The sequence below is a fragment of the Phyllobacterium sp. RCAM01083 genome (genome assembly GCF_055685835.1).
Window position 1 is genome coordinate 2551140 of record NZ_JBVFZN010000005.1, and the last position, 26182, is coordinate 2577321.

Here is a 26182-nt window from a genome sequence, read left to right on the forward strand (position 1 = left end):
TCGGCTCTGCCTCGATTTCCGTGATAGCAGGCGGATTTGCACATAAATCTGCCTATTACGACAAAAGAACGGGAAGCTCTCTTGTGTCGCCCCATGTCGCAAGCCTATGATAGATGATGAAAAACACCTCTCCCATTTCCGAAGCTGGATTAGGCGGCCGAGCCTGGCCGAAAATCCTTTTGAATTATCGCAAACCGCACCGCGGCCGCAGCATTTTCGAGCTCGCGGTGACGGTCATTCCCTTCGCAATCCTGTGGGCGGTCTGCTGGGCTGCCGTTCACTACGGTTTCTGGTGGGGGTTGCTGTTCATCATTCCGGCAGCCGGCTTCCTGCTTCGCCTGTTCATGATCCAGCATGATTGCGGCCATGGTTCCTTCTTCGCCCACCGGCATTCCGACGACTGGACCGGCCGGGCGATCGGCGTTCTTACCTTGACCCCCTATGATTACTGGCGCCGTGCCCATGCACTGCACCATGCTTCAGCCGGCAACCTGGATGAGCGCGGTGTCGGCGATATCACGACCCTGACCGTTGCCGAATACCGGGCCTTGTCCCGCTGGGGCCGCCTGGGCTACCGCCTGTACCGGCATCCGGTGATCATGTTCGGCATCGGGCCGGCCTGGCTTTTCATTTTCAAACAGAGATTGCCGTTCGGCATGATGCGCTCCGGCGCCCAGCCCTGGATCTCCACCATGGCGACGAATTTTGCCATTGCGCTGCTGGCGGCCGTTCTGATCTGGCTGGTGGGTGTCATTCCCTTCCTGATGGTGCATCTGCCCATCGTGGTTCTCGCCGGGGCTGCGGGCATCTGGCTGTTCTACGTCCAGCACCAGTTCGAGGAAACCCATTGGTCGCAAGGCGCTGACTGGCAGTTCCAGGAAGCCGCCCTGCACGGCTCCTCGCATTACGTCCTGCCGCTTCCCCTGCGCTGGCTGACCGGCAATATCGGCATCCACCATGTCCACCATCTTTCCAGCCGCGTGCCCTATTACCGGCTGCCGGAAGTTCTGCGGGACTATCCGGAGCTGAGCAATGTCGGGCGCATCACCATTCTGCAGAGCCTGCGCTGCGTAAAACTGGTCCTGTGGGATGAAGGCCGCAAGAGGCTCATCACGTTTCGCGAGGCGCGCAGCCTGGCCTGACGCGAACCGCTTTCCAGACCATCTGTACACCTGCCTTGCAGCCTGCGCACACCGCGCAGGCATACACGAACGCGGCTTTTGTTCCCGCGCCCGTGCAAAATATATCCGCCTACCGATCTGGAACCAACGGTATCCGGGTGTGTTTCCATCCTGACCTCGCTGGGCGCTTGCACCCCCGCAGGGACTTTATCTGAAGAACAGGATGAATGGAGACACACCATGGTTTCGTATGATCGGGACACAGTGGATACAATCGCGGTTGACCGGCAGCGCCTCGCATGGGGCGGTATTTTTGGCGGCACGCTTCTCACCATCGCCATCCAGGTGCTGTTCGTAGCCCTCGGTCTGGGCATTGGCCTCAGCACGGTCAGCACCACCGGCGACGGCGCCTCCGCGCAGGGCCTGGGTATCGGCGGCGGTATCTGGAGCGCCGTTGCGATGATTATTGCCCTGGCTATCGGCGGTTACGTCGCTGCCTATTTTTCCGGCCAGTACGTGCGCTGGAGCGGCGTGCTGCACGGTCTGGTTGTCTGGGCTGCGGGACTGGCTATCGGACTATATCTGCTTGGCACCGCCGTTGGCGGGGCCTTCGGCGTCCTCGGCAGCGTTGCGTCCTCGGTCGGATCGACGGCAGGTCAGGCCGTGTCCGGCGCGGCCTCGACCGCCAAGGACATGATCCCGCCGGCTGTTCAAGCCAGCGGCATCACCAAGGAACAGGCCGGCGCGGAGGTTGACCGTCTGGTAGACGGCGTGCTCAACCGCGATCCCTCAGGGACCACATCCCTGACGCCGGAACAGGCCCGCAAGGAAGTCGTATCGGCGTTGACCAGTCATGCCCTGGGTGAAGAGACATCGCAGGAAACCAAACAGCGCGTGACGGCCATCATTGCAGCGCAGCTGGGCATTTCGCCCGATGAAGCCAACAAGCGATACGATGCGGCTATTGCCAAGATCGACGACGTCAAGGCCAAAGCCACGGCCAAGGTTGAAGAACTGAAGGCTCAGGCCAAGCAGGCCGCCGACAAGTCGGCAAGGATTGCCGCAAGCGGCAGTTTTGCAGCCTTCATCGCCATGCTGATCGGCGCCCTCGCCGCAGCGGTCGGCGGTGCGGCCGGAATCCGGCGCAATCGGTAGACCCGCTTGAATGCCAGCACATCCCGCAGCGCACGCTGCGGGATGTTTTTGCGCCGTTGCCGCCGCCCTTGCCCATCCGGTTAAAAGCCCTGTAGAAAGCCGGGATCGATCCGTCGCGGATGACGGACGCAATCCAAATTGGTGAGGACGACAGCGTGCGGAGATTGGTTTCAAATGTGGCCCTGTTCGGGCTGGTTCTGACGGCGGTCAGTGCGGTTGTTCCGGTCTCCGGCGCCAGCGCGGCGCCCACGGCCGCGCAGTGCAAAAAACTCGATCCGAACGGGCGGGATATGGGCGGCGATACGCATTTCAGCATCGCGATCCGCGACAAGAAAGCCGATCTTGTCGCCAAGATGCTGGCCTGCGGCGCCGATGTGAACCTGAAGACCCAGGAGGGCTGGGCACCCCTGCACACTGCAGCCTATTATGGCCCGGCAAGCGTCATCGATCTGCTGATTTCCAAGGGCGCGAAGGTCAACTTCGTCGGTGACTACGACAAGATGACGCCGCTGCACATGGCGGCAAGTTACAGCGATGATCCCGCCGTGGTTCAGGCCCTGCTCAAACACGGAGCGGATAAATCTGCCAGGACTGCAGGTGGCAAGACAGCACTGGAACTGGCCGCCGACAAGCCGGCCATTGCCGCACTGTTGAAATAGAAGGAACCGGCCTGCGTCCTTCCCCCTTGTTGCGGGCCGGTCAAGCTCCTAGGTTTCAGGCATGCGGTCGATAATCGTTTAAGCAATGCTAGTGTTCGCCAAAAAGCTGCGGGACGAAGTTGGAGGGGGCGTCCTGACGTCCCTCGCCCTGCATCTTTTGGTGGCGGCATTGCTGTTCCTCCAGCTTCCGCAATGGAAAACCACACCGCCGGAGCCGGAAAGCGTGGAGGTGAAGGTCGTTCCGCCGCCAGAACCCGAACCGCAGCCAAAGCCGGAACCGGAAAAGACGGAAGAGAAGGCAGAGGCGCCAAAACCGCAGCCCGCCCCGGCCCCCGCCGCAGCGGCCGCCTCTTCGCAACGTCTTCTCAAGCTTCTCCCGCGATCAGAAAGAGATGCTGCCGATTCCGAAGCGGCACCACCCGCCGACGGCACAACTCAAGACGCAGCATCAACCCCGCAAGACTCACCCGCAGCACAAGCGAAAATGGACGCTGCTCCAGCCGCGCTGCCGCTGGAGAGCAAACCGGCTGCGCCAGAAACCCCGAGACCTGATGTGCAGTCGGCGCCCATGCCCAGCGAAACGGCGGGGCAGGCAACGCAACAGTCGCCGGCTCCGACCAACGCGGTCAACAATATGCCCACTCCGCAACAGAAATCAGAGCCTACCCCGAAGAAATCAGATCAGGCATCCAAACCGAACGGTTCCAAAACCGCACCCAGCTCCAATCCATTCTCAAATATGAGCCAGAAATTCCTGCCGAACTCGGGGCTTGACCCGCGGACAGCGCAGATCGTCGCACGGCTTTCGCCTGAAGAGCGCCTTGCAAGCCTCTGCACATCGGAGGCATTGGCGATGCTGAGTTCAAAACCCAGCACTGCATCGCGGGATGCGATCCTTCCCAATGGCCCCGCGGGAGGGATCACGTCCAAGACGTCATTCAACGGTGCTGGTGCCGCGTTCCGCCTCGGATCAAACTGGTACAATCTGGACTTCAAATGTTCGGTCGATGCCGGCGCAACGCGGGTGGTCTCATTCACCTTCAGGATTGGCGGGATCGTTCCAAGAAATGAGTGGCAAGCACGCAAGTTGGATGATAGGCGCTGATAACCGGGCGCCAGACCCGGCCTTGATCATCGCGTCCTCCTGAGGCCGGAATGGGCGCTGCCTCATGTGAGTGTTTCGTTTTCCTTGCCTTACACTAACAGTCACAGCGCGGCACGGATGCCACGCTGTTCATCCCAAAAAGCAGGCGGTTTCAGGTCAAGCAGATCTGTTGCCGGTGATCGCGTGATAGAGCCAGAGCACGACGACGGAACCGATAACAGCGACGATCAGACTGTAGATGTTGAAGCCGGTGACGCCGGTGGCACCGAGCAAGCTGAAAATGTAACCGCCGGCAACAGCGCCGACAATGCCCAGAACGATGTCAAAGATTAAGCCCTGACCGCTCTTGTTGACGATCTTGCTGCCAATAAATCCAGCAACAAGTCCAAGTACAATCCAACCGATAACAGACATGCGAACATTCCTTCCTATCCATTGGCTTAATGTCGTCATGTTTTCGCATAGATTGCATAAAAGCAAGATGGTTGTGCTTTCTCCCGGAATGAACAAATATCTTTGCGGGGGAGAACGACGGATTTGAGCTGAAACCGAGCAACATTGAAGGGAGATCGAGATGGGAATTTTCGATAATGCGGTACCAGGCGGAAATATATCGAAGCCGCTGATCATTGCGCTTGGAGCACTTCTGGTCGGTAAAATGCTGAGCGGCGGCTCGAGCCAGCCCGCGCAGGCTCCCGACAATCCGCAGACGGCCGACAACGGCAATACAGCAGTCGGCGGCGGGCTTCTCGGCGGACTCGGCGGTCTCCTGAACAGCCTGACCAATGCGGGTCATGGCGAGACGGCAAATTCTTGGCTTCAACCGGGTGAAAACAAGCCCATCGCACCCGGTGATCTGGGCAGCGCGCTCGGCCAGAAAACCATCAGCGAGATTGCCCAGCAAACCGGGATGAGTGAACAAGAGCTTCTCGCGCAGCTGTCGAAGATCTTGCCGGGCGTGGTCGACCAGCTCACGCCGAACGGCCAGGTGCCCAGCACGCAGCAGATTGCTTCACTCCTGAAATCGTCTTGATAAACACCAGACTGGCCGGAACGGGTTTCGTTTCGGCCAGCCTTTGTTCGTCGCGGGGGATCAGGCGACGGAAAGTTCGGTCTTGCGCGCGTTGACGCTGGCGAGCCGCATCACGACGAGCCCGAGCAGCGGGAAGGCGCCGCCGATCCAGCCCAGATGTTCAAGGCCCAGATTGGCGATGATCAGCCCGCCGATGAACGACCCCGAAGCAATGCCGAGATAGAGCGCCGAGCCATTGAGCGACAGCGCGAGCGGCGCACTTTCCGGTGCGATCGCCAGAACCCGGCTGGCCTGCGCGGGCGGGAACATCCAGGCGGCAATTCCCCAGAGAACCATGATCGTCATCAGCGCAGGACCGGCGATTTCATGCGGCCATTGCATGATCCAGCTGATCGCCATCAGCGATGCGGCATTGAGGAAGGAGGCGGCGATCACCGTGCGCGTCGGGCCGAAGCGATCCGACAATTGTCCGCCGACAACATTGCCAAGGGCAGCACCAAGACCAAAGGCCAGCAGCACCAGCGGCACCATCGCGCGGGAAAGGCCGGTGCCCTGCACCGCGATGGCGGCGATATAGGTGAAAACGATGAAGCCGCCGGCCATGTAGAGCAGCATGGTGACAAGCGCAGGCAAGAGCCCGGGGTGGCGGATCACGCCGAGCCGCTGCCGCAGGGTCAAGCGGTCGGCGCGCAATCCGCGCGGCAGGAGAAACCAGACGAAGGTGGTCGCGGCCGCCCCGATCAGGGCAATGAAGATGTAGGTGCCGCGCCAGCCGGCAAACGATGCGATCAGCGCGCCAAGCGGCGCACCGAAGGCCACCGCCAGCGTGGTCCCGCCGACGATGACTGAAATCGCCCGCGCCCGGTGATGCGCTTCAGAGATGGCGACGGCCGTTGCCTGCGCCGTGGCCGCGTATAGGCCCGCCGACATGCCGATCAGCAGCCGGGCGGCCGTGAGAAACGCATAGGACGGAGCAAATGCCGCCAGAATTGCCCCGATGACGAAGGTGGTGGCACTGCCTGCCAGGATGAGACGGCGGTCTGCAGACCCGGTAAGAGCCGCAAGAACCGGCGCGCCCAGTGCATAGGCAAGCGCGAACATGACCACGAGATAGCCGGCCTGAACCAGCGTCACGCCGGTATCCCCGGCAATCTGCGGCAGAAGGCTGGCGACGACAAAACCCTCAATGCCAATGGCGAATGTACCCAACGCCAGACCGACAAGGCGAATGTCCATGGGAGATATCCTTTGTTCAATGATCCTTGAACTATTGAGCTCACCGGCATGTGAAGTCAAGAACAAAGTTCAATGATTATTGAACATTGAACTTTTCCCGCGTACTTGCTACGTAGGAGGGCATGACCCATCCCCTGTTTCATCCGGATGCTGAAGAGATTTCACTTCCCGCCATCTTCACAGCGCTTGGCGACGAGACGCGTTTGAACATCATTGCCATTCTGGCGCGCAATGGCGAACGCGCCATGACGTGCGGGCAATTTACCCAGCTTGGTTCCAAAACAGCCCTGAGCTATCATGTCGCCAAGCTGCGGGAGGCAGGCGTGATCAATGTGCGGCCCGATGGAACGAAACGGTTTCTGACCTTGCGCCGTGCCGATCTCGACAATCGCTTCCCCGGCTTTCTCGACTCCGTCATCGCCTCGGCAAGCATGATGCCATTGCCTGAAAGCCAGCCTCCGGCCGGTCCGGCCGAAACCCCGGGAGAAACCGAATGGACATAAAATCGAGCGGCTCCATACCGACGCGCCGCGCGCCGGAAGAATGGTTCACCGGCACAGTCTGGCAGGACCCGATCATCCAGACCCCTTCCCCGGCGCGGCTGATCGCCGTCATCGTGCATTTCGAGCCGGGCGCCCGAACCGCATGGCACACCCATCCGCTTGGACAGACCCTTTATGTGGTTTCCGGTGCGGGGCTCGCGCAGGTCTGGGGCGAACAAATCCGCGAGATCAGGACTGGTGATGTCGTCTGGATTCCGCCCGGCGAAAAACACTGGCATGGTGCGGGTCCGGCAAATTCCATGTCGCACATCGCCATGCAGGAGGCGTTGGACGGCAATGCCGTCGAGTGGATGGAAAAGGTTTCCGATACGCAATATTCCGGCGCACAATAATCTGCTAGCATGTGTGCAGGTGTAAAAACCCGGCTTTGCGGTTGCGTTGAAAGGAAAAATCATGGCGTTCGAAGACATCAAGGCACAGATCGCACTCCTGCTTGAAGAGATGGTGCAACGGCCGGCTGACGCCCATGAAATTCACGAGACTCTGCGTGAGCATCTCAACGAACTGAAAGCCATGGGCATGCCGCTTCCCGCGGACCTTGTCGCCCTCGAGAAGCAGCTGGAAGTCGACTTTGATTCCTGAACGGCACGCTTAGACGGACCCTTTGAAAATATCCTTCTTCAGGTCGGGGTGCGCTGTGAAAAGGTCCCCCCGCCCGGGACGGCCGTCCCTCATGCCGATGTCGCGCAGCATGTGATCGGAAAAATCCCCGGCATTGACGATGATCGGCACGGTGGGCCTCACCAGCGCCCGCCTGAGGGTTGCGAACCAACCCCAGCGGGATCCGGGGTTGTCAATGGATGTGCAGTGCGATGGTGAGGGGTTCATGACCTCAGCTCCGGTTTGTATGCGACGTTCGTGTCTTGGGTATGCATTCAATGCGCCTGTTCGCGCTTGTTTTCCAACAAAACGGCGAGTATCTTCCATAAGGACAGCTTATGGATCATGCCGATGAATCTTCCGCCCCTTGCCGCTATCCGTGTTTTCGAGGCCGCTGCCCGCCATGGCAATTTCACCAAGGCGGCGGAGGAGCTCGGCATGACGCAAGCCGCCGTCAGCTACCAGATCAAACTGCTGGAAGAGCGGGTGGGATCGCCGCTGTTTCTGCGGCTGCCGCGTCAGGTTGTCCTGACGGAAATCGGGGCGCGGCTGGCCCCGGCAACGACCGAGGCATTCGAAATCCTGCGTGCCGCCTTTGCAACGACACGCGAAAGCGCCGACGGCATCTTGACCATCGCGACGATTCCGACCTTTGCCGCCACGTGGCTGGTTCCGCGGCTGGGTTCGTTCCAGATGGAGAACCCGGCACTGGCCGTCCGGTTGAAATCCGGCCGCGAAATGACGGATTTCGTGCGTCAGGAGGCGGATGTCGGCATTCGCAGCGGTACAAAGGAGTGGCCCGGCCTTGTCTGTCACAAGCTTTTCCAGGCCTATTTCACGCCCATGCTGTCACCGGCACTCGCCGCCTCGGTCGGCGGTGTCAAGACACCAACCGACCTGCTCAAACTGCCCATTCTCGACCCCGGCGACCCCTGGTGGAACATCTGGTTCAGCCTGGTGGGTATCGAAAAGCCGGCCCTGCGCGGCGACCTGCGCAACCGGCTGGGCGATCAGCATCTGGAAGGGCGGGCGGTGCTGGCCGGACAGGGCGTGGGAATACTGACACCGTTCTTCTTCCAGCCCGAGCTGCAACAAGGACAGCTTATCCAACCCTTCGATATTGTGGGATCGTCAGAGCACGCCTACTGGCTGGTTTATCCGGAAGCCCGGCGGAATGTCCCGAAAATCCGCGCGTTCCGCGACTGGATGCTGGGGCAGCTCGGTGAGGTAAAGAAATAGCGAGGATGCGGCAGAGCCTTGAGCCCCGCCGCAGCGATCCCTAGAAAACTGCGAGATAGCGCAGCAGCGAGATAATCCCGATCACCACAACGATCACCTGGACGATCTGCTTGGCGCGGCCATCGAGCGGCAGCATCTGGACGAGATAGAGCACAAGAAAGATCACCAGAACGGTGATCAGAAGACTGATAAGAAGGGACATCGCAAACTTCCTGTTTTCGGGATCAGAACAATCGTAGCGTGGCAAAACTCTTTGCTGGCTATTTTTGTTCCATGCAAACAGCAGTCCATACGCTGCAATATCCGAACGTGTTGCCGGCACCGGATGCTGCGCGCAATTTCGAACCACCGTGCATTGCATTGCCGGTTCAGTTGCTGATAGCTTCGCCATCATCCCCGTTTCTCAGGATTCTTCCCATGCGCTCGCTGTTTCATCTTGCCTACCACGTCCATGATCTCGACAAGGCGCGCGGCTTCTATGGCGATATCCTCGGCTGTGCCGAAGGGCGAAGCACCGAAAGCTGGGTGGATTTCGATTTCTTCGGTCATCAGATCTCGCTGCACGTCGGCAAGCCGTTCGAAACGACCAACACCGGCAAGGTGGGCGATCACATGGTGCCCATGCCGCATCTCGGCGTCATTCTTCCGCTGGAAGACTGGAATGCCCTTGCCGACCGGCTTAAGCGCGCAAAGGTCGACTTCGTCATGCCTCCCGTGGTGCGATTCAAGGGCGAACCGGGCGAGCAATGGACCATGTTTTTCCGTGATCCCTCGGGCAACCCGATCGAAGTGAAGGGCTTTGCGGATTTCGCCAGCGTCTACGCGAAATAGCGGCCGCCATGGAATTCAAACCATCAAACCTGAAGGCGGCGTTCTGGATGTCGGGGTCGCTGGCCGCCATTCTCATGATGGCGATCTCCGGCCGGGAAGCCTCGAAGGAACTCAACGTCTTCCAGATCATGGAAATGCGGTCGCTGATCGGGCTGGCCATGCTCTATCCGCTGATCCGGTCTTCCGGCGGCGTGCGCGCCATGCGGACCGGCCGCATCTGGCAGCATGTCGGACGCAATACCGCCCATTATGCCGGCCAGTTCGCCTGGCTGCAGGCGCTGTCCATGATCCCGCTGGCGCAGGTGATCGCCATTGAATTCACCACTCCGGCCTGGACGGCCGTCATGGCCGTCGCCTTTCTCGGCGAGCGGTTCAATCTCTGGCGCACGCTGACGATCCTTCTCGGCATCATCGGTGTCGTCATCATTGTGCGCCCCGGCATCGGAACGATCGAAATGGGACAGTTGATCGTGCTCGGCGCGGCCTTCACGTTCGGCATTTCCTTCACCATGGTCAAATCCCTGACCCGCACGGAAAGCGTGGTGAAAATCATCTTCTGGATGCTGGTGATCCAGTCAGCCATCGGATTGCTGCCGGCGCTGCATGTCTGGCAGTGGCCGACCCTGCATGCCTGGCCCTGGGTGGTGATCATCGCCTTCACCGGCACGTTCTCGCATTTCTGCATGGCGAAGGCCCTGCTCTACGCGGATGCCACCGTGGTGATACCGATGGATTTTCTGCGCGTGCCGCTCATGGCCGTGCTGGGTTGGCTCATCTATGCGGAACGGATCGATATCTACACGGCGCTCGGCGCAGCCCTCATCCTTTCGGGCAACCTTCTGAACCTGAAAAACAAGAGCGTGCCGGCAAAGGCCATTCAAGCGGATTGAAACGTTTCATCCGCTCGAAGCCGTCGCAATCGATGCTCAAGCCACGCCGAAAAGCGTCGGGGCATCACCGGCCTGCCATTTCGGATATTTCAGCATCACCGCGTCGAACCGGCCGGATGACACGAACTCATCCAGCCACCGCTTCACGTGCGGTCGGGCAAGCCCGCTCCACCAGTCCGCATCCACGCTGGCAAACTGCCGGACAAACGGCAGGATCGCCATGTCGGCAAGCGACGGCGTCGCCCGGAAGAGGCAGCGCGACCAGGCCAGCCGTTCCTCGTATTCATCCAGTATCGCCAATGCTTTTTCGCGTTCTGCCAGCCGATCGGTTTTATCAAAGCGGGTTGGGTATTTGTATCGGTCAAGGCTGCGCTTGAACGGGCCGTCATTGCGCGCAATCCAGCCGCCATCATCCACCTCAAGCCAGTGTTCCGGGTCATGCCGGCTCAAGGCCCAGCGCATGATGTCGAGGCTTTCATCAATCACCGTCCCGTCGGGCAGCAGCAGCATCGGCACCGTTCCCGATGGCGAAACACCGAGAAACTCCGGCGCTTTGTCTCGCAATACGATTTCCCGGAGCTCGCAGGCCTGGTGCGCGGCCTGAATGGCGAGCCGGGCCCGCATGGCATAGGGACAGCGGCGAAAAGAATACAGAACGGGCAGAGCATGTGTCATGGGGGCCTCGGTTGCCACAAGTTTTCATGAAACCGGTGCCGATAACAAGCCTTGCGCGTGCATTGCCCTGATCCATGAATTCAATTCACGATTATCCCGCGATATCACACGATTATCAATGGAATGCGCTTCGACCATATTCAGCACAACCGGATTGCCATCCGTCGTCATTCCATTCGCGGGCCGGATCGACATCCCGCCTGCCATTCAAAGGACAAGACAATGCCTCTCGCACTTCTGGCGTTGACAATCAGCGCCTATGCCATCGGCACGACAGAATTCGTGATCGTTGGCCTCCTGCCCACCGTTGCCGGCGATCTCGGCATCACCTTGCCGCTCGCCGGCCTCATCGTCAGCGTCTATGCGCTGGGTGTCACCTTCGGCGCACCGGTTCTGACCGCCCTTACCGGCAAGATCGAGCGCAAGCCGCTCCTGCTCGGGCTGATGGCGCTTTTCATCGTCGGCAATACCGCTGCGGCGCTTTCGCCAACCTATGAACTGCTGCTCGTCGCCCGCGTGCTGAGCGCCTTTGCGCATGGCGTGTTCTTCTCGGTTGGTGCCACCATTGCCGCCGATCTGGTTGCGCCCAACAAGCGCGCATCGGCCATCGCCATGATGTTCCTCGGCTTGACCGTCGCCATCGTCACCGGCGTTCCGCTTGGTACTTTTATCGGCCAGCAGCTGGGCTGGCGTGCAACATTCTGGGCGGTTGCCGGCCTTGGTGTCATCGCCTTCATCGCCATTGCCATGCTTCTGCCTGCAACCATCGCCAAGGCCGCTCCTGCACGCCTGATCGACCAGGTTCGCGTGCTGGGCAGCGGACGCCTGCTGCTCGCCTTCGCCATGACCGCGCTCGGCTATGGCGGGACCTTCGTGATGTTCACATTCCTTGCTCCGGTGCTGCAGGACATCACCGGCTATGCAGGCTCGACCGTCAGTCTCATCCTCGTGCTGTACGGCCTGTCGATTGCCGTGGGCAACATGGTTGGCGGACGTGTGGCCGACGGCAACCCGGTTGGCGCGCTGGTCGTGATGTTTGCGCTGCAGGCGCTTGTGCTGGCCATCTTCACCTTCACCGCTGTCTCGCCGGTCTGGTCATTGGTCACGCTGGCCGCCCTCGGTGCATTGTCCTTCTCCAATGTCCCCGGCCTGCAGCTTTATGTGGTGCAGCTGGCGAAGATCCACACGCCGGAGACGGTCGACGTTGCCTCAGCACTCAACATCGCCGCGTTCAACCTCGGCATTGCCGGAGGTGCCTTCCTCGGCGGCATCATCGTGGCCTCACCCCTCGGTCTTGGCGCGACACCATGGGTCGGCGCCATTCTCGTGGTCGGCGCCCTTGGGCTGACACTCTGGAGCCAGGCACTCGACCGGCGCGCGGCAACGCAGGTTCTGGCTACGTGCTAGAGCCTTTCCCCGCGGGGTGACACGCCCCGCGATTTTGATACAGTCCGCATGAGATTCGCAGGGAATTGATCATGCTGGCCGACGTTATGCTGCCCCTGAAGCTGACATTCCGGCTGTGGCTGAGGTTCTGGCCACAGCTTTTTGCCGTCCTGCTGCTCGGGGTCATTGCATCGCATGAGCTGATGCAACTGGCTGTCGACGCCGCCTACATCAATCACTATGCGGGACTGGCCGTGCTGACGCTGGTTGCCCTTGCACAACTTGTGACAACTGTTTCCATGATCCAGATTGTCCGGCCCGGCCTGCCGGCATTGAACGCGGCACAAGAGAACGTCGCGGCAGCGGGCCCGGACGATGACACGCGCCGCGGATTTTCGAGACTGGCCGCCATGGTCTCTGTCGCGCTCATCCCGTTCTTTGCCTACTACGCCGCCTGGGGCTTTCTGGGCAATACGGTGCGGCAGTATTCGCGCGCTGCGCTCGACCAGATGCCTTTCGGCGAAAGCGGCGGCAATGTGCTTGATGTACTGGATTCGAAATGGCTGCTTCTGTCCGTTGCCATCTCCTGGGTCATCCGCAAGCTGGCAAAAACCATGAAGGAAAAGACCGGCCGTTCCATCTGGCAGATCATCATGGTGGTGTGCGAGACCAACTGGGTCTTCATCGGCCTCTACATCATCAGCCGCTGGAAGGACAGCTGGATGAAAGCCCTGAGCGAGGGCAATCTTTGGACCTACGCCAAATCCCTGCTTGCCGGTCTGCCGGAGCCGGTTGCATCGGCCCATGCCGCAGCGCTCATACCCGTCGAGCAGGTTCCCGAAGCGTTCGGCACCGTCGCGATCGGACTGTTCTTCCATGCGCTGTTGCCGGTGATCTGGCTTGTGATGGTGGCCCTGGTCTATGGCTACGATGTGCGCGACGAAAAAGAAATTCTGCATCTGCACCGCCGCGCCGAACAGTTCGGCGAGCGTTACAAATCGATCCCGAAATTCCTGCGCGACTTCGTGGAACATTTCATTGGCGGCTACCGCTCGCGCTACCTGCCCATCGCCAACGGCGTCAAGCTGACCCTCAACGCCGGACTGCTGCTCATCCTCACGCTGATCCTCGGATATCGTTTCATCGAGTGGGCCGCCGCCTGGATGTGGCTGGGCACCGCACGGCTGATCGGCCCGCATGCGCTGGACGTCTGGCAAGCCCTTTCCAATGGCGTCAGCTTCCTGTTCGGCAGCCCGCTGCAGGACTCCTCCACCGGGATACTGGTCGAACCGCTGCGCATCTGCTTTCTTGCGGCAGTTATGGAAACGGCATTCTCGATGCGGCGCAATCCGCAGCCGGCAGAGGCGGAACCGGTCGCTGCCGGCAGCTAGCCCTGCTATTGCGGACGGGCAAAGCGCAGATAATAGGGACGCCAGCTGCGCATGCCGATGGTCGGTCTCAGCTCCCCAACGACATTGGCGGGGACAAGATAGGTCTCCTCGACCACCCGCCGCATGCCCTGGCTGACCCCGGCAAAGATGGTGGAGGTGCAGGTTTCTATACCCTCGGCGGGACGCGGCAGGCCGGGTACCGATGCCGGCGACCAGGATCGCCCGGTTGCGTCCACAAGCCTGATCGAACACATCAGCCAGAGGTTTTTCAGGTCCGGATCGCCGATTTCGACGATGAAACGCGCAATGACCGGAACGGCGTTTTTCGGCAATGCCCCCGGTTTCATGCCATCGGTGACCGTGCGCAGCTCGATAAACTGCCAGTCGCTGCCACCGTAGCGGGCACTCTGGCCAGCCGCGACGTCAATCGGCACGACATTGTTGCTTTTTCCCATTTCCTTGACATCGCTGTACGACACGACGAACAGCGCAAGAGGAATGAGCAGCACCAGCGCCCACAGGCTGCGCCGGCGCCAGCGGCGTTCCGAAAGATCCGGCGTCTCGTCAAGCGCAAGGGTCATGCGATCAGTTCCCAGAAACAGGCACAGGTTTTGCAAGATCATAGCTGTCTACTATCAGCGGTTGGCCGTCGTTGAACTTACTGAAATCATCGATGGCGATGCGTGCCTCGGAATCAAGCCGTGGCGCCATCCGGCTGGAAAGCGTGAACGTTGCCCCATTCACCTGATCCGGCAGGATCTCGAAAACAAAACGAACTTTCTTCGGCATGCCCGGATCAAGCAGCGGCGGCATCTGGCTGCTCAGGGTGCCGACCCGATCGGTCTTTTCGTAATGCAGGCCCGTCGGGCCCACCCATGTCGCTGCAGCAACCGTTGCCGATGCAGTCGTTGCCGCCAATTCCGCCGTCGCCACAGCCCAAAGGCCCGACGTCGTCAGTGTCTTGCGCTGCCCGTACTGCGTGAACGCCAGTTCGCGGGCAAAATCCACCTGGTCCAGCCTGAGGTCGACTAGCCGGGTATGAACCGTTTCATGCATCTTGCCATAGGTGGGGATGGGACCGGTCAAATCCTCGTAATGCGGCTTTGTCTGCTGCATGGCATACAGCACAATGACGGCAAGACAGACCACCAGAATATTGCCGAGCGGGCGCATCAGCCGTGTCCTCCAGCAACGGCCAGACTGGCCTTGGCCGCCACGCGCTTGCCCCACCAGCCGGGCGCGCCATAGAGATTATCGCTCCGCTTGAATATATCGGCGTCAAAGCTCAGCTCAACCGTGTCCTTGGGTATCGCCGTTGCCGGCATCAACCAGACATAGGCCATTTTTTCCGGCAGACCGGGCTGGAGCGACGGCATCAGCGCGTCATCCCGCACAAGATAGATCATCGGTTTTTCCGCCTTTGCCCCAATCCCGGGAGGCAGATGGACTGTGCTGTAGTAGCTTTTGTCCGACCGCGTTGTCCGGTTCGTCAGCTCGACCTCAAGCACCAGCGCCTTCTGATCCGCCTTCGGCACCAGACCATGGATTTTCTGATCCGTCACCCAGGCTTTCAAAGGCTTGATGCGCCACTTGCCGGCATCAAGTGACTGCCCGGGAAGAATTTGGCTGATGGCGGCCTGCGGCTGCGCTTCGAACACCCCGAGTGTCACCGCTACAACGAGCGCGGCAAAGGTGCCGAGGCCTGCGGTTATCCAGGCGCGTGCCTTGCTGGGGAGATTGCGCACATAGGACCACATCGGGCGATCTTCCTCCGATCAGCGCCATAGCACGCGCTGAATTCTGAGTCGCATTCCGAGGAACCATGCAACGGTTGCGCGCTGCATGGCAAGTCCTGACCGCGTGAGGCGGTTTAGCGCGAGGCAGCCATTGGCAGATAGCTATGGACCAGATCGACGACCTGCTGGTCGCGCGCTCTTGCCGTGTCGCCGCCCATCACCACCGCAACGAGCTTGCGGCCATTGTCATTCACTGATGTGACGATGTTGAAGCCGGAGGCCCGGACATAGCCTGTCTTGATGCCGTCGGCGCCGTTGAGCTTTGCCAGGACACGGTTGTGGCCTTCCACCAGCCTGCCGTTGAACATGAAGTCATGCAGCGAGAAATAGTAATATTGCTGCGGGAAATGCCGGCGCAGCGCCATGCCGAGCAGCGCCATATCGCGGGCGGTGGTGACCTGCATGGGATCGGGCAGACCCGAGGCATTGTTGAACGTCGTGCCCTTCATGCCGAGCTGCCGGGCCTTGGCCGTCATCAATGCGGCGAACTGCGGTTCAGAGCCGCCAATGGCTTCTGCAAGCGCAACGGCAACGTCATTGGCCGACTTGACCACGATCGCCTTGATCGCCGTATCCACATCGATCGACTGACCGGGCCGGAAGCCGAGCTTGCTCGGCGCCTGGGAAGCAGCATGGGCGGAAACGGGAATGACCGTGTTCTTGGTAAGACGGCCGGATTCCAGCGCTTCGAACGTCAGATACAACGTCATCATCTTGGTCAGCGAGGCCGGAATACGCGGAAGGTCGGCACTGGCCTGGTAAAGCACCGCACCGGTACTGCCATCGACGACAATCGAGGCGGACTTTTCCGTGATGGAAGCGGGCACGGTCGTCGCCACCGGCTGCAGCGCCGATGTGGTCGTGCAACCGCTCGCCACGCCAACAACCAGAACAAACAATGCCACACATTTTGACATCAACGACAGAGGGTAAAAAACACGCGGCACGTTCATTTTGAGCGGTCTGATTTCCAAAGGTGGAGATGAATGGTTTTTAGCGCATCATTGTTAATAATCCGCTGCTCTGCCACCCTGTTAGCGGATTTCCGCCGCCAGACCAAGCTGTGGCATGACGGCAAATGGTCGCCGGGCCCTCAGGCGGTCAGGACGACCTTCACACTGCGCGATCTGTCCAGCGCCACGGCGAAGGCTTCGGGGGCCTCTTCGAGCGGGAATTCACCCGTGACAAGCCGCAACACGCCGATTTCTCCGGAGACGATCAGTTCAACGGCTTCGTAGAATTCTTCGCCGAAACGGAACGTGCCTTTCAGGTCGAGTTCCCGCGCCATCACCGCATTGGCAGGCACCGGAATAGACCCGCCGGGCAGGTTACCGACCTGCACAACCGTACCGCCGCGCCGCACGGTGCGGATGGCCGAGGCAAGGCCAGCGGCCGTTCCGGAAATTTCAAAGCCGACATCGAACGGCGTCGCGACGGCCAGTTTGGCAAGCTTGTCCTCGCCTTCCGACAGGTCGAACACCCGGTCGGCACCCAGTTCAAGCGCGAATTTCAGCGGAGCGGCGGCGAGATCGACCATCGCGACGGATTCCGCCCCGGCATGTTTCAGCGCCAGAAGGGTGAGAAGCCCGATCGGACCCGCACCGAATATGATGGCTGAATGCCCTTTGACGTGTCCGGCCCGCCGCACCGCGTGCAGGCACACCGCAAGCGGTTCGGCCAGCGCCGCCGCCTGAAACGGGAAATCTCTGGGCACCTTCACGCATTGCGCCGGCGTTGCATCAAAAAAACTGGCAAAGCCGCCCTGCATGTGCGGCGTCTTCGATGCCGACCCCATGAAATAAATATTTTCGCACAGGTTGGCGCGTCCCTCGTGACAGTAGGCACAGGTGCCGCACCAGCGCGACGGGTTGACCGCGACACGGTCGCCAATGCTGAGCCCCGTGACTTCAGACCCCAGCTGCATCACCTCCCCCGCCACTTCGTGACCGAGGATCAGCGGCGATGTCACGACGAAATCGCCGGTCCTCGCATGACGGAAATAGTGCATGTCCGAGCCGCAAATGCCGCCTGCGCCGAAGCGGATGCGCACCATATTGGGCTTCAGCGCGGAGAGCGTGTGTTCCGCCATACGCAAATCCTCCGGGCCGAAAAGGGTGGCAGCGATTGTCTTCATGTGATCCGTCCCGAAATGGCGATAACGGCGATCGTATCGAGAAAATGGCAGACAAACAACACGCGGATTGATCGGGACCGGGAGCATCCGCAGCGGTCGCCAGGGGCTGGGGAGCGTCCAAAAATCGCCCTGCAGACCTGTGGAAACGGCATTTGTTACAGAGTGTTGCGGAAAGTGATTGCCGGGGAAGCCGCCGAACAGGCTATGAGAAGAGATTAACAGGCCGTAAACGGTCGCTCAGAACTGGTGGACAATGGTTTCAAACTTTCGATTGCTGCGCCCGCTCGCCTGCCTCGGTCTGGTACTGAGCCTGGCAGCCTGCACCACGGCCAACCCGACATTGCCGACCAGCACAGCGTCGATTCCTGTTCCTGAGACTGCACCCCGCACCACCGCGCTGACCGTGACCGGCGCGCCTGTGCAGATGGCCTATGCCGGCCCCGCAGCCAACCCGGCCGCCCTCGCAACCGCCAATGCCACGGCGCAGGTTGCCCCGGCCGAGACAGCTAAAATTGCCGCGACGGCAAAGACAGAGACCTACGGCCCACGGGTCGACAATCTGATTTCACAATATTCTGCCGCCTATGCGGTGCCGGAAGCGCTGGTGCGCCGTGTCGTCCACCGCGAAAGCCGTGGCCGTCCGGAAGCCCGCAACGGCAAGTATTGGGGCTTGATGCAGATTTTGCCGTCTACCGCCCGCGCCATGGGGCACAGCGGCACGCCAAAGGACCTGCTCGATGCGGAAACCAACCTCAAATACGGCGTGAAATACCTGGCCGGTGCCTACAAGGTTGCCGACCGCAATTTTGACCGCGCTGTTCGCCTCTATGCCAGCGGCTATTATTATCAGGCCAAGCGCAAGGGCATGCTGGATGAAACCGGCCTGAAGGGCGGCACCACGCCTGTCCAGTCCACGCAGATTGCTTCGCTGCCCATGGCGCCTGTGCCCGCAATCAGCCAGCCGGCCGCGACGGTGCAGACGGTGGCCTATGCGCCGGACCCGGCTCCCGTGCGTCCCGGCTTTATCGCCATTCCGGCTGATCGCCCTTACGGGCTATAAACCCCACTTATCAACGCCTAGTTGAATAATGAGCCGATTCATGGCGTTGTGTGCTCAATCTGGAGCACACACATGGGTCTTTCCATCATTCTGTCGATCATCGCACTGGTTGTAGCGGCCACGGCGCGTCAGCAAGTAACCGCGCTGCGCAAGCAGGTGGAAGAATTGCGACGGCAGATTGCGGAAAGAACGCAACCGGCACCGGTAGCCAGCGATACCGCAAAACCGATTCGCCGTTTCCGGGCCGACGAGCCCTTGATGGAGGCACCGGAACGCGCAGTCCCCCCGGCCGAGCCCGTGGGCACACCGATACCGGCCATGGCGGCATCCGCGCGGCTGGATCCGAAAAAAGTGGCGCAAATCATGTCGGGCAAACCATCGGCAACGCCTGTCACCGTCCGCGCAACGCCGGCACTATCCGTACCGGCAGCCGGGCCAAAGAAGACCTACGGCGATTTCGAGCGGTCGCTTGGCCGCAACTGGCCCGTGTGGATCGGCGGCGTGGCGCTGTTCCTTGGCGGTATCTTCGTCGTCCAGTATTCCATCGAGAACGAGCTGCTCGGCCCCGGTATCCGGCTCTGCCTTGGTGCGATTTTCGGCCTGCTGCTTCTGGGCGCGGGTGAATATCTGCGCCGCAAGGAAAAGCCGCTCGGCCTGTCCGTCGAGGGCCCGGACTATATCCCGGGTGTTCTCACCGCCGCGGGATCAGCGGCTCTCTTTGCCGTCGTCTATGCCGCCCACGGCATTTACGGCTTTATCGGCAGTTCGACCGCGTTCCTTGCCCTGGGCGCCGTTGGTCTCGCCACCCTTGCCCTCGCCATCAAACACGGTCCGTGGATTGCCGGCCTTGGCCTTATCGGCTCCTACCTGACACCGGCCCTGGTCAATGCGCAGGCACCGGCCCCTTACAGCTTCATGACCTATCTGTCGGTCGTCACGCTCGTCGCCGTTGTCCTCGCCCGGGCGAAGGCATGGCTGTTGATCGGCGGCGCGGCGATCCTTCTCGCAGCGATCTGGGGAGCGGCCTATACCGGGTTCGACCCCATGCCGAATGGCGGGGCCCTTGGCTTGTTGACGGTCAGCCTGCTGGCCCTCTCCGTCTTCAGCCATCTGAAGCCGGGCGGCTACACCCTGTTCGACCGCACAGAGGAGCCCTGGTACGATCCTATCACCATGGCGGGTGCCGCCGGTGCGATTCTTCTCGGTCTTGGCTATGTCTCGCACGATCTCTTCGGGCTGGCGTCGTCGCGCTATCTGGTCCTGGCAACACTGATTATTGCCGTGTCGGCATTGGCACCGCTCCTGATACGCCGGGCCCTGCCCTTTCTTGTTCCAGCCGCCCTCATCGCGCTTGTTCCGCTCTCCCTCGCGGATATGCATCACTTGCTGGACAGCGGCTATAACGGTTCGGGATTGTCACTCTACGATCCGGCGAAATATCGCAGCTTTGCCATTGTCATCGCACTTGCCTTCACCGCCATCGGTGTTCTCGCCGCAACGGTGCTTGCGCGGCTGCCAGATATCGTGCGCGGCCTTGCCTATGCGGCGCTGGGAACCGCCGTTCCCTTCGTGATGATCACAGTGATGCTCTATATCTTCGGCAACACACCGGCCGCAACCGAAGAAATACTCACCGTCGGGCTCGCAATCACCGGCTTCGGCGCTGCGACATGGCTGACGCGCCTGTGGAACGACGATGTGAAGCCGGCATCCCCGGCCTGGCTGTTTGACGCCGCATCCGTCGGTTTCGCTGTGCTCGCCCTTTTCGTGGTGTTCGACCCGCAATGGCGTGTTCTGGCCGCCTGCGCCCTGGCGGTTGTCTATGCCTTCGCCACACGAACCCGCCTTGCACCGGTGCTGCGCTTTGCGCCGGCGGTGTTTGCCGTTGTCATCCTCGGGCATATTCTCTTCGATCCGACGATCGTCGGCAGCGACCGCCTGTCGACCACGCCGTTCTTCAACCAGCTCCTGCTCAATTACGGCGGCTTCTTCGCGGCCATGATCGTTGCGCAGCTCGTGCTGGCCAAAGGGACCAAGGACACCGCCTACCGGCTTGCACAGGCCCTTGCCGTGCTGGCAGGCTTCGTGCTCGTCAATATCCTCGTCCGCCACTGGATGAATGGCGGCACGCTCGACAGCGGCGGCGATGTAACGTTGAGCGAGCAGTCACTCTACACGCTCATCGCACTCGGCGGATCATTGTCGCTGATGATGCTGAGCCGGGGCGGCCAGGACTGGCTCTACCGCATCGCCGCGCTCATTGTCGGTTACATCGGCATCCTTGTGGCCGTGACGCAGCATTTCATTCTCCTCAATCCGCTGTTTGACGGCTCGGTCGGCGGCGGCCTGATCTTCAACAGCCTGTTCATGGGCTACCTGCTGCCGGGCCTGCTGGCGGCCCTCGTGGCGCTCAACGCCTTCGGCGAACCGCAGATAAAGCTGTTCGGCCTGCCGCTGGTCATGGCGCAGGCCAACCGCCCCCGGCACTACGCCATGGCCTTGGCGATCCTGTCCGGCCTCATGCTGTTCACATGGGTGACGCTCACCATCCGGGTGTTTTTCTGGGGCAGCAGCATTCATCTGTGGAAGGGTGTGGACTCGATGGAAATGTTCACCTATTCGGCCGTCTGGCTGCTGTTCGGCCTTGGCCTCTTCGGATTGGGCGCGTGGCGGCAGAACAGGCCATTGCGCCTGATCTCGGCACCGATCGTGTTCCTTGTCATCGCCAAGGTCTTCCTGCTCGACATGTCGAACCTTGAAGGCATCCTGCGGGCCCTCTCCTTCATCGGATTGGGTCTGTCACTGGTTGGCGTCGGCCTGTTCTACCAGCGCATTCTCAATGCAGGGGCGGCCGCTACGCCGCCCACCAGCGATGAAAATGGTGCACCGGGCCGCGCCCCTGACCCACATTGAGCCCGTCGGCGGCAGCCATGGCTGCCGTCAGATAGGCTTTCGCCTCGCCGATTGCCACCGGCAGATCAAGACCCTTGGCCAGCCCGCTGGCAATCGCCGCCGCCAGGGTGCAGCCCGTGCCATGGTCATGGGTAGTGGCGAGCCGCGGTCCGTCGAAGCGCGTGACAGACGCACCGTCGAACAGAAGGTCGGTACTGAGGCTTGTGTGCCCGTGACCACCCTTGATCAGCACCGCTGCCGGGCCAAGCTTCAGCAGCAGCTCCGCCTGCCGCGCCATCTCCCGTTCGGTTTCCGCTACGGGGGTGCCGGTCAGCAATGCGGCTTCCGGCAGGTTGGGCGTGAGCACAAGTGCCAGCGGCAGGAGCTGTTGGCGCAGCGCCTCCACCGCCTCCGGCTGCAAAAGCCGATCGCCCGATGTTGCCACCATCACCGGGTCGACGACCGCCTTGCGCTGCCAGCGGTTCAAGGCTTCCGCGATGGCGTCAATGGTTTCGACCGTGGAAACCATGCCGATCTTGATGGCCCCGACCGCTATATCTGAGAGAACGGCATCGATCTGGGCGCGGATGATAGCCGGGCTCAGGTTCTCGATGGCGGTGACGCCGCGGGTGTTCTGTGCGGTGATCGCGGTCAGCACGCTCGTGCCATAGACACCGAGCGCCGAGAACGTCTTGATGTCGGCCTGGATACCGGCGCCACCGCCGCTGTCGGAACCGGCAATGGTCAGGGCAATGGCGGTCATGCGGTTGCCCTCAATGCCTCGTCGACGGCATCGCGAAGCACCTGTGCGGCGGCGCGCGGATCCGCCTGACGGAAGATCGCCGAAATCACCGCAACCCCATCGGCACCCGCGCGAATAGCCAGCGGGACCCGGCCGAGATCGATGCCCGCGATGGCGCCGACCGGCAGATCGGGCTTTGCCGCGCGGATGATGGCTGCCAGCCGGGCAAACCCGTCAAAACCGATCGGGCCGTCGGGATTGTGCTTGGCAGGGGTTTCGAACAGGCCGCCCACGCAGGCATAGTCGATGGCAGAGCTTATGGCCACCTGCGCATCGGCTTCATTCTTCACCGTCAGGCCGATGATTGCATCGGGGCCAAGCAGCGTGCGGGCGTCGGCGACCAGCATGTCCTCGCGCCCTATGTGCACACCCTCGACACCCGCCACCAGAGCGACGTCGATGCGGTCATTCACAAGCAGGGGGATGCCTGTGCCGTGCAGGGCCGCATGGATGGCACGGGCGCGCTCCACCATCTTGCGCGTCGGCGAATTCTTGTCGCGATACTGGATGATCGTGGCGCCGCCCCGCGCGGCCTGCAAAGCCAGGGCACCCAGATCGGCATCACCGCCGATGGCATCGACATCGACAATGGCATTCAGGCGGAAATCTACTTTTGGCATGGTCTTTTTCTCCGAATAAATCGTTTCACTGCAGTTCAACGGCGAGGTCATCCACCTTGGGCACCGATTTGATCAGCCCCGCCTCGTGCATAAACACGCCGAGCCGTTCATAACGGCTGCGGTCGAGGGCCGCGGGACGCTTGGCAAAACGCGGCAATGTATCGATCCATGCCTGCCGGTTCAGCGCATTGTCGAGATCGGGATAGGCCTTGACGAACAGCGACCAGGACTCATCGGGATGGTTGGTCAGATAAATCGCTCCCTTTTCCACGGCGCCGATGAAACGTTTCAAACGGTCGTCTTTCGCCAGATCGGGATGCGTCAGGAAGATCAGCTCGTCATAGACGGGCACGCCATGCTCCTCGGGAAAGAATGCCGTTCCCTTGTGGCCTTCCTGCGCCATCTGCGTCAGCTCGAAATTGCGGTAGCCGCCCACCGTGGCATCCACCTGATTGGCGATCAGCGATGCCGACAGGGCGAAGTTGACATTGATCAGCTCGACATCTCCCGTCTTCAGGCCTTCGGATTTCAGCATCGCGCCAAGCATGGCATCCTCAAAACCAGCCACGGAGAACCCGACTTTTTTGCCCTTCAGGTCCTTCAGGCTCTTGATCGGGCCATCGGCGAGGACGGTCACCGTGTTGAGCGGCGTCTCCACCAGGGTGCCGAAACGCACCAGCGGCAGGCCTTCATCATGGCTGAGATAGAGGTTGGGCTGATAGCCGATGGCGATGTCCGCCTGCTTGGCCGCCACGAGGCGCGGCGGCGCTGCCGGATCGGCTGGCGGGATCAGATCCACATCCAGTCCCGCTTCGCTGAAGAAGCCCTTTTCGCGGGCAACAACCAGCGGTGCATGATCGGGGTTGACGAACCATTCCAGCAGGACAGACAGCTTGTCTGCCGCCGCGGCGGGAAATGCGAGGAGAGACAAGGCGGTTAGCAGGATGATGGCGGGGGCAAACGCACGGCGGCGAAACATGGGCATTCCTTTATCAACGGGACGGGTAAACGGAGCGGTCATGATGCCTGCACCCAGGGCGTGAGACGTGCGGCGAAGGCATCGACGAGGAAACGCAGAACGATGGTCAGAACGGCGAGGATGATGAGGGCAGCAAACAGCGTATCGGTCTGCATGCGGGCATTGGCCTGCAGCATGACGAAGCCCAGTCCGCGCGAGGCACCGACCCATTCGCCGATCACGGCGCCAATGGGGGCAAAGACCGCCGCAACACGCAGGCCCGAACCGAGGCCGGGCAAGGCGCTGGGCACACGGATGAGGAACAGCGTCGCCAGCGGCGAGGCCTGTGTCAGGGCGGCGGCATCCAGCAGGTCCTGACTGGTCCGGCGCAGTGCATCGGCAAAGGACGAGGCGACGGGGAAGAAGATGATCAGGCTGGCCATGACGACCTTGGACGCAAGGCCGAAGCCGAACCAGAGAACCAGAAGCGGCGCAATGGCAAAGACCGGAAGCGCCTGCAGGACCAGCAGGAGAGGCCAGACGATCTGGCCGAAACCCGGCAGGCCGGCCACCAGAAGCGCAACAAGGATTCCGGCCATGGCACCGAAGAACAGCCCGAGCACGATCTCAAGCACCGTGATGGCGGCGTTGCTCAGGAGATAATGCTGCTGCTCGACCAGGGCGGCAATGACAGAACCGGGGCCGGGCAGGATGAAGCGCGGCGGCTGCAGCATCCAGACAGCGAGCTGCCAGCACGCAAGCACGGCCAGCAGGGCTCCGGCGATGCGGACGAGCATGCGCATGGCGGGCCGTCACAAACTCGGCGATTGGTGGTTCAGCGAAAACGGCATCTGCAGGACTCCATCAAACGTGTGGAGATCCGGATATGTGCGAAGACAAGGCAGAGTGCGTGAAGAATGCTCAATTCCCGTTCCTACGCCGGCATAACCCGGATCAGGTTCAAGGGTCCAGCTCGACGCTATCTCAGCACTGTACAGTGCCCCCCTCGGAATGAAGTCATGATGGAGCGGCGGCGGCGTAAAGTCAATCGCGCCGCACAGGGATTGCAGACATCAGTTGATCAAGCGGACATTTTCGTTGTCAACGGCTTTGCAGGCCGTGACAACGGTATAGAAAAAGTCCTGCTGATCCCAACCACCGCCGTCTTCCCATGCATGCTGATGGGTACCGGTACAGCTCAGAATATCAAGGATTGGTGGTATTGTGCCCTTCGGCAATTGCTTCCCATCAACAAACAGATAGTACACTTGGTCTTTATCATTTGTTTTCAAGGTCGCGTCGTATTGGGTCTTCGTGGAATCAGTAACGCATTGTACATATCTGTTGTTGGTGTCCTTGTTTCTCTTACCCAGATCGCAGCCATCCTGTTTGACGTCCATTTTCAAATAGAGATCTTTGTACCCGTCAAGATTGATTGTCGTCATCTGATTCTTATTGGGAACAGTGGTACCGGTCCCCCGCCCGTTAGCGCCGCTGTGATCATAGGGGTTGTACACAACTGTTCCCAAAGCCTTCTCGGTGCCGTTTAGCAACACCCCAACAATGGTCACACGTTTGAACCAATAGCCGTAGACATCGCCAACCGTAATGGAAGCGCTGCTTGGTTTGAGCGGCGCAAGGGCGGTGGCGGTAACACCAATCTGGACTGAGTTCTGGTTCAGCAACGACATGAAGAGGGTATTGGTCTGCCCTCCCAGATTGACGGTAACCTTCTGGTCCTTTGCACTGAAATTGACACTGACAGTGCTCGCCTTGGCGCCAAGATTGGCCCGCAAAAAGGCCCGCGCCCTGTCCTCGGCCGCCTGTGCATTGCCACCAGTGAAGATGGAGGCACCGGCCAGCGCCGCTGTGTCAGCGGCGTTCTGCAAATTGACTCTTTCATTTGAGGCAACGGTATAGTCAAGGGCAAGACCGGTCATGCCCATAAGCGGCACAAGCAGCAGACCGAAGGTCAGTGCCGTGGCCCCACGCTTGTCTCTCAGGAATTGTTTGAATTTGCTCATAGCCCGCTCCGG

The 26182-nt window shown here is 60.9% G+C and carries 30 protein-coding genes and 1 riboswitch; of the genes, 15 read left to right on the forward strand and 15 right to left on the reverse strand.

Going from position 1 to position 26182, the window contains the following annotated elements; all coding sequences use genetic code 11:
• Positions 1-113 precede the first annotated feature (113 nt).
• The 4 genes from ACZ25R_RS19350 (at position 114) to ACZ25R_RS19365 (ending at position 4040) form a co-directional block, all read left to right on the forward strand.
• On the forward strand, positions 114-1142 hold the full coding sequence (locus tag ACZ25R_RS19350) for a fatty acid desaturase (RefSeq protein WP_464662421.1): 1029 nt from the start codon (positions 114-116) through the stop codon (positions 1140-1142).
• Positions 1143-1361: 219 nt separating this feature from the next.
• On the forward strand, positions 1362-2276 hold the full coding sequence (locus ACZ25R_RS19355) for a hypothetical protein (protein WP_472461916.1): 915 nt from the start codon (positions 1362-1364) through the stop codon (positions 2274-2276).
• A 155-nt stretch (positions 2277-2431) separates the two neighbouring features.
• A complete protein-coding gene (locus ACZ25R_RS19360) occupies positions 2432-2935 on the forward strand; it encodes an ankyrin repeat domain-containing protein (RefSeq protein ID WP_472461917.1) in 504 nt (167 codons plus the stop codon).
• Between the two features lie 91 nt (positions 2936-3026).
• Positions 3027-4040 (forward strand): DUF930 domain-containing protein, encoded by a 1014-nt coding sequence (locus tag ACZ25R_RS19365; protein ID WP_472461918.1) that lies wholly within the window; start codon positions 3027-3029, stop codon positions 4038-4040.
• A gap of 156 nt (positions 4041-4196) precedes the next feature.
• On the opposite strand, the gene ACZ25R_RS19370 is transcribed toward ACZ25R_RS19365, so the two are convergent.
• Positions 4197-4454, reverse strand: coding sequence for a GlsB/YeaQ/YmgE family stress response membrane protein (locus ACZ25R_RS19370; protein ID WP_464662416.1), 258 nt, complete (start codon positions 4452-4454; stop codon positions 4197-4199).
• A gap of 160 nt (positions 4455-4614) precedes the next feature.
• On the opposite strand from ACZ25R_RS19370, the gene ACZ25R_RS19375 reads away from it, so the two are divergent.
• The gene (locus ACZ25R_RS19375) at positions 4615-5073 is read left to right on the forward strand and encodes a YidB family protein (RefSeq protein WP_472461919.1); all 459 of its coding nucleotides are present in this window, start codon (positions 4615-4617) and stop codon (positions 5071-5073) included.
• A gap of 60 nt (positions 5074-5133) precedes the next feature.
• Here ACZ25R_RS19375 and ACZ25R_RS19380 read toward each other — a convergent pair whose 3' ends face one another.
• Complete coding sequence (locus tag ACZ25R_RS19380) at positions 5134-6309, reverse strand: MFS transporter (protein ID WP_472461920.1); 1176 nt, start codon at positions 6307-6309, stop codon at positions 5134-5136.
• Between the two features lie 122 nt (positions 6310-6431).
• Here ACZ25R_RS19380 and ACZ25R_RS19385 point away from each other — a divergent pair, with 122 nt between their 5' ends.
• From ACZ25R_RS19385 to ACZ25R_RS19395, 3 genes are all read left to right on the forward strand, one after another.
• Entirely contained in the window at positions 6432-6812 is a 381-nt protein-coding gene (locus ACZ25R_RS19385; RefSeq protein ID WP_472461921.1) for an ArsR/SmtB family transcription factor, read from the forward strand.
• The gene (locus ACZ25R_RS19390; protein ID WP_472461922.1) at positions 6803-7204 is read left to right on the forward strand and encodes a (R)-mandelonitrile lyase; all 402 of its coding nucleotides are present in this window, start codon (positions 6803-6805) and stop codon (positions 7202-7204) included. The genes ACZ25R_RS19385 and ACZ25R_RS19390 overlap by 10 nt, the downstream gene beginning before the upstream one ends.
• Positions 7205-7265: 61 nt before the next feature.
• The gene (locus tag ACZ25R_RS19395; protein WP_223612181.1) at positions 7266-7454 is read left to right on the forward strand and encodes a hypothetical protein; all 189 of its coding nucleotides are present in this window, start codon (positions 7266-7268) and stop codon (positions 7452-7454) included.
• A 9-nt stretch (positions 7455-7463) separates the two neighbouring features.
• Here ACZ25R_RS19395 and ACZ25R_RS19400 read toward each other — a convergent pair whose 3' ends face one another.
• Positions 7464-7616, reverse strand: coding sequence for a hypothetical protein (locus ACZ25R_RS19400; protein ID WP_472461923.1), 153 nt, complete (start codon positions 7614-7616; stop codon positions 7464-7466).
• Between the two features lie 201 nt (positions 7617-7817).
• On the opposite strand from ACZ25R_RS19400, the gene ACZ25R_RS19405 reads away from it, so the two are divergent.
• Entirely contained in the window at positions 7818-8711 is an 894-nt protein-coding gene (locus tag ACZ25R_RS19405; RefSeq protein ID WP_464662407.1) for a LysR substrate-binding domain-containing protein, read from the forward strand.
• A 40-nt stretch (positions 8712-8751) separates the two neighbouring features.
• Here ACZ25R_RS19405 and ACZ25R_RS19410 read toward each other — a convergent pair whose 3' ends face one another.
• Complete coding sequence (locus ACZ25R_RS19410; RefSeq protein WP_105737901.1) at positions 8752-8913, reverse strand: Thivi_2564 family membrane protein; 162 nt, start codon at positions 8911-8913, stop codon at positions 8752-8754.
• Between the two features lie 215 nt (positions 8914-9128).
• Between ACZ25R_RS19410 and ACZ25R_RS19415 the strand changes: the two genes are divergently transcribed.
• Both ACZ25R_RS19415 and ACZ25R_RS19420 read left to right on the forward strand, forming a co-directional pair.
• On the forward strand, positions 9129-9542 hold the full coding sequence (locus ACZ25R_RS19415) for a VOC family protein (RefSeq protein ID WP_472461924.1): 414 nt from the start codon (positions 9129-9131) through the stop codon (positions 9540-9542).
• 8 nt (positions 9543-9550) lie between these two features.
• Positions 9551-10432: a DMT family transporter gene (locus ACZ25R_RS19420; RefSeq protein ID WP_223612185.1), complete on the forward strand. Its 882-nt coding sequence runs from the start codon at positions 9551-9553 to the stop codon at positions 10430-10432.
• 36 nt (positions 10433-10468) lie between these two features.
• On the opposite strand, the gene ACZ25R_RS19425 is transcribed toward ACZ25R_RS19420, so the two are convergent.
• Positions 10469-11107, reverse strand: coding sequence for a glutathione S-transferase (locus ACZ25R_RS19425; RefSeq protein ID WP_472461925.1), 639 nt, complete (start codon positions 11105-11107; stop codon positions 10469-10471).
• Between the two features lie 222 nt (positions 11108-11329).
• Here ACZ25R_RS19425 and ACZ25R_RS19430 point away from each other — a divergent pair, with 222 nt between their 5' ends.
• Both ACZ25R_RS19430 and ACZ25R_RS19435 read left to right on the forward strand, forming a co-directional pair.
• Entirely contained in the window at positions 11330-12514 is a 1185-nt protein-coding gene (locus ACZ25R_RS19430; protein WP_472461926.1) for an MFS transporter, read from the forward strand.
• 71 nt (positions 12515-12585) lie between these two features.
• On the forward strand, positions 12586-13884 hold the full coding sequence (locus ACZ25R_RS19435) for a hypothetical protein (protein ID WP_472461927.1): 1299 nt from the start codon (positions 12586-12588) through the stop codon (positions 13882-13884).
• Positions 13885-13889: 5 nt separating this feature from the next.
• On the opposite strand, the gene ACZ25R_RS19440 is transcribed toward ACZ25R_RS19435, so the two are convergent.
• The 5 genes from ACZ25R_RS19440 to ACZ25R_RS19460 all read right to left on the reverse strand — a co-directional run bounded on the left by ACZ25R_RS19440 (position 13890) and on the right by ACZ25R_RS19460 (position 17814).
• Complete coding sequence (locus tag ACZ25R_RS19440) at positions 13890-14465, reverse strand: hypothetical protein (protein ID WP_472461928.1); 576 nt, start codon at positions 14463-14465, stop codon at positions 13890-13892.
• A 4-nt stretch (positions 14466-14469) separates the two neighbouring features.
• Positions 14470-15057 carry a hypothetical protein gene (locus ACZ25R_RS19445; protein ID WP_472461929.1) on the reverse strand — a complete coding sequence of 196 codons (588 nt, stop codon included), beginning with the start codon at positions 15055-15057 and terminating at the stop codon, positions 14470-14472.
• Complete coding sequence (locus ACZ25R_RS19450) at positions 15057-15641, reverse strand: hypothetical protein (RefSeq protein ID WP_472461930.1); 585 nt, start codon at positions 15639-15641, stop codon at positions 15057-15059. The genes ACZ25R_RS19445 and ACZ25R_RS19450 overlap by 1 nt, the downstream gene beginning before the upstream one ends.
• A 113-nt stretch (positions 15642-15754) precedes the next feature.
• Entirely contained in the window at positions 15755-16633 is an 879-nt protein-coding gene (locus ACZ25R_RS19455; RefSeq protein WP_223612191.1) for a D-alanyl-D-alanine carboxypeptidase family protein, read from the reverse strand.
• A 140-nt stretch (positions 16634-16773) separates the two neighbouring features.
• Entirely contained in the window at positions 16774-17814 is a 1041-nt protein-coding gene (locus ACZ25R_RS19460) for an L-idonate 5-dehydrogenase (protein ID WP_223612192.1), read from the reverse strand.
• Positions 17815-18067: 253 nt separating this feature from the next.
• Between ACZ25R_RS19460 and ACZ25R_RS19465 the strand changes: the two genes are divergently transcribed.
• Together ACZ25R_RS19465 and ACZ25R_RS19470 are read left to right on the forward strand one after the other, a co-directional pair.
• Positions 18068-18874, forward strand: coding sequence for a transglycosylase SLT domain-containing protein (locus ACZ25R_RS19465; RefSeq protein WP_472461931.1), 807 nt, complete (start codon positions 18068-18070; stop codon positions 18872-18874).
• Between the two features lie 72 nt (positions 18875-18946).
• Positions 18947-21787, forward strand: coding sequence for a DUF2339 domain-containing protein (locus tag ACZ25R_RS19470; RefSeq protein WP_472461932.1), 2841 nt, complete (start codon positions 18947-18949; stop codon positions 21785-21787).
• On the opposite strand, the gene thiD is transcribed toward ACZ25R_RS19470, so the two are convergent.
• From thiD to ACZ25R_RS19495, 5 genes are all read right to left on the reverse strand, one after another.
• Complete coding sequence (gene thiD, locus ACZ25R_RS19475) at positions 21729-22529, reverse strand: bifunctional hydroxymethylpyrimidine kinase/phosphomethylpyrimidine kinase (RefSeq protein WP_472461933.1); 801 nt, start codon at positions 22527-22529, stop codon at positions 21729-21731. The genes ACZ25R_RS19470 and thiD overlap by 59 nt on opposite strands.
• Positions 22526-23188, reverse strand: coding sequence for a thiamine phosphate synthase (gene thiE / locus ACZ25R_RS19480; RefSeq protein WP_472461934.1), 663 nt, complete (start codon positions 23186-23188; stop codon positions 22526-22528). The genes thiD and thiE overlap by 4 nt, the downstream gene beginning before the upstream one ends.
• 25 nt (positions 23189-23213) lie before the next feature.
• Entirely contained in the window at positions 23214-24167 is a 954-nt protein-coding gene (locus ACZ25R_RS19485) for an ABC transporter substrate-binding protein (protein WP_472461935.1), read from the reverse strand.
• A gap of 38 nt (positions 24168-24205) precedes the next feature.
• A complete protein-coding gene (locus ACZ25R_RS19490) occupies positions 24206-24949 on the reverse strand; it encodes an ABC transporter permease (protein ID WP_464662381.1) in 744 nt (247 codons plus the stop codon).
• Between the two features lie 111 nt (positions 24950-25060).
• Positions 25061-25163, reverse strand: a riboswitch (TPP riboswitch).
• 56 nt (positions 25164-25219) lie between these two features.
• On the reverse strand, positions 25220-26170 hold the full coding sequence (locus tag ACZ25R_RS19495; protein WP_472461936.1) for a TadE/TadG family type IV pilus assembly protein: 951 nt from the start codon (positions 26168-26170) through the stop codon (positions 25220-25222).
• Between the last annotated feature and the right edge of the window lie 12 nt (positions 26171-26182).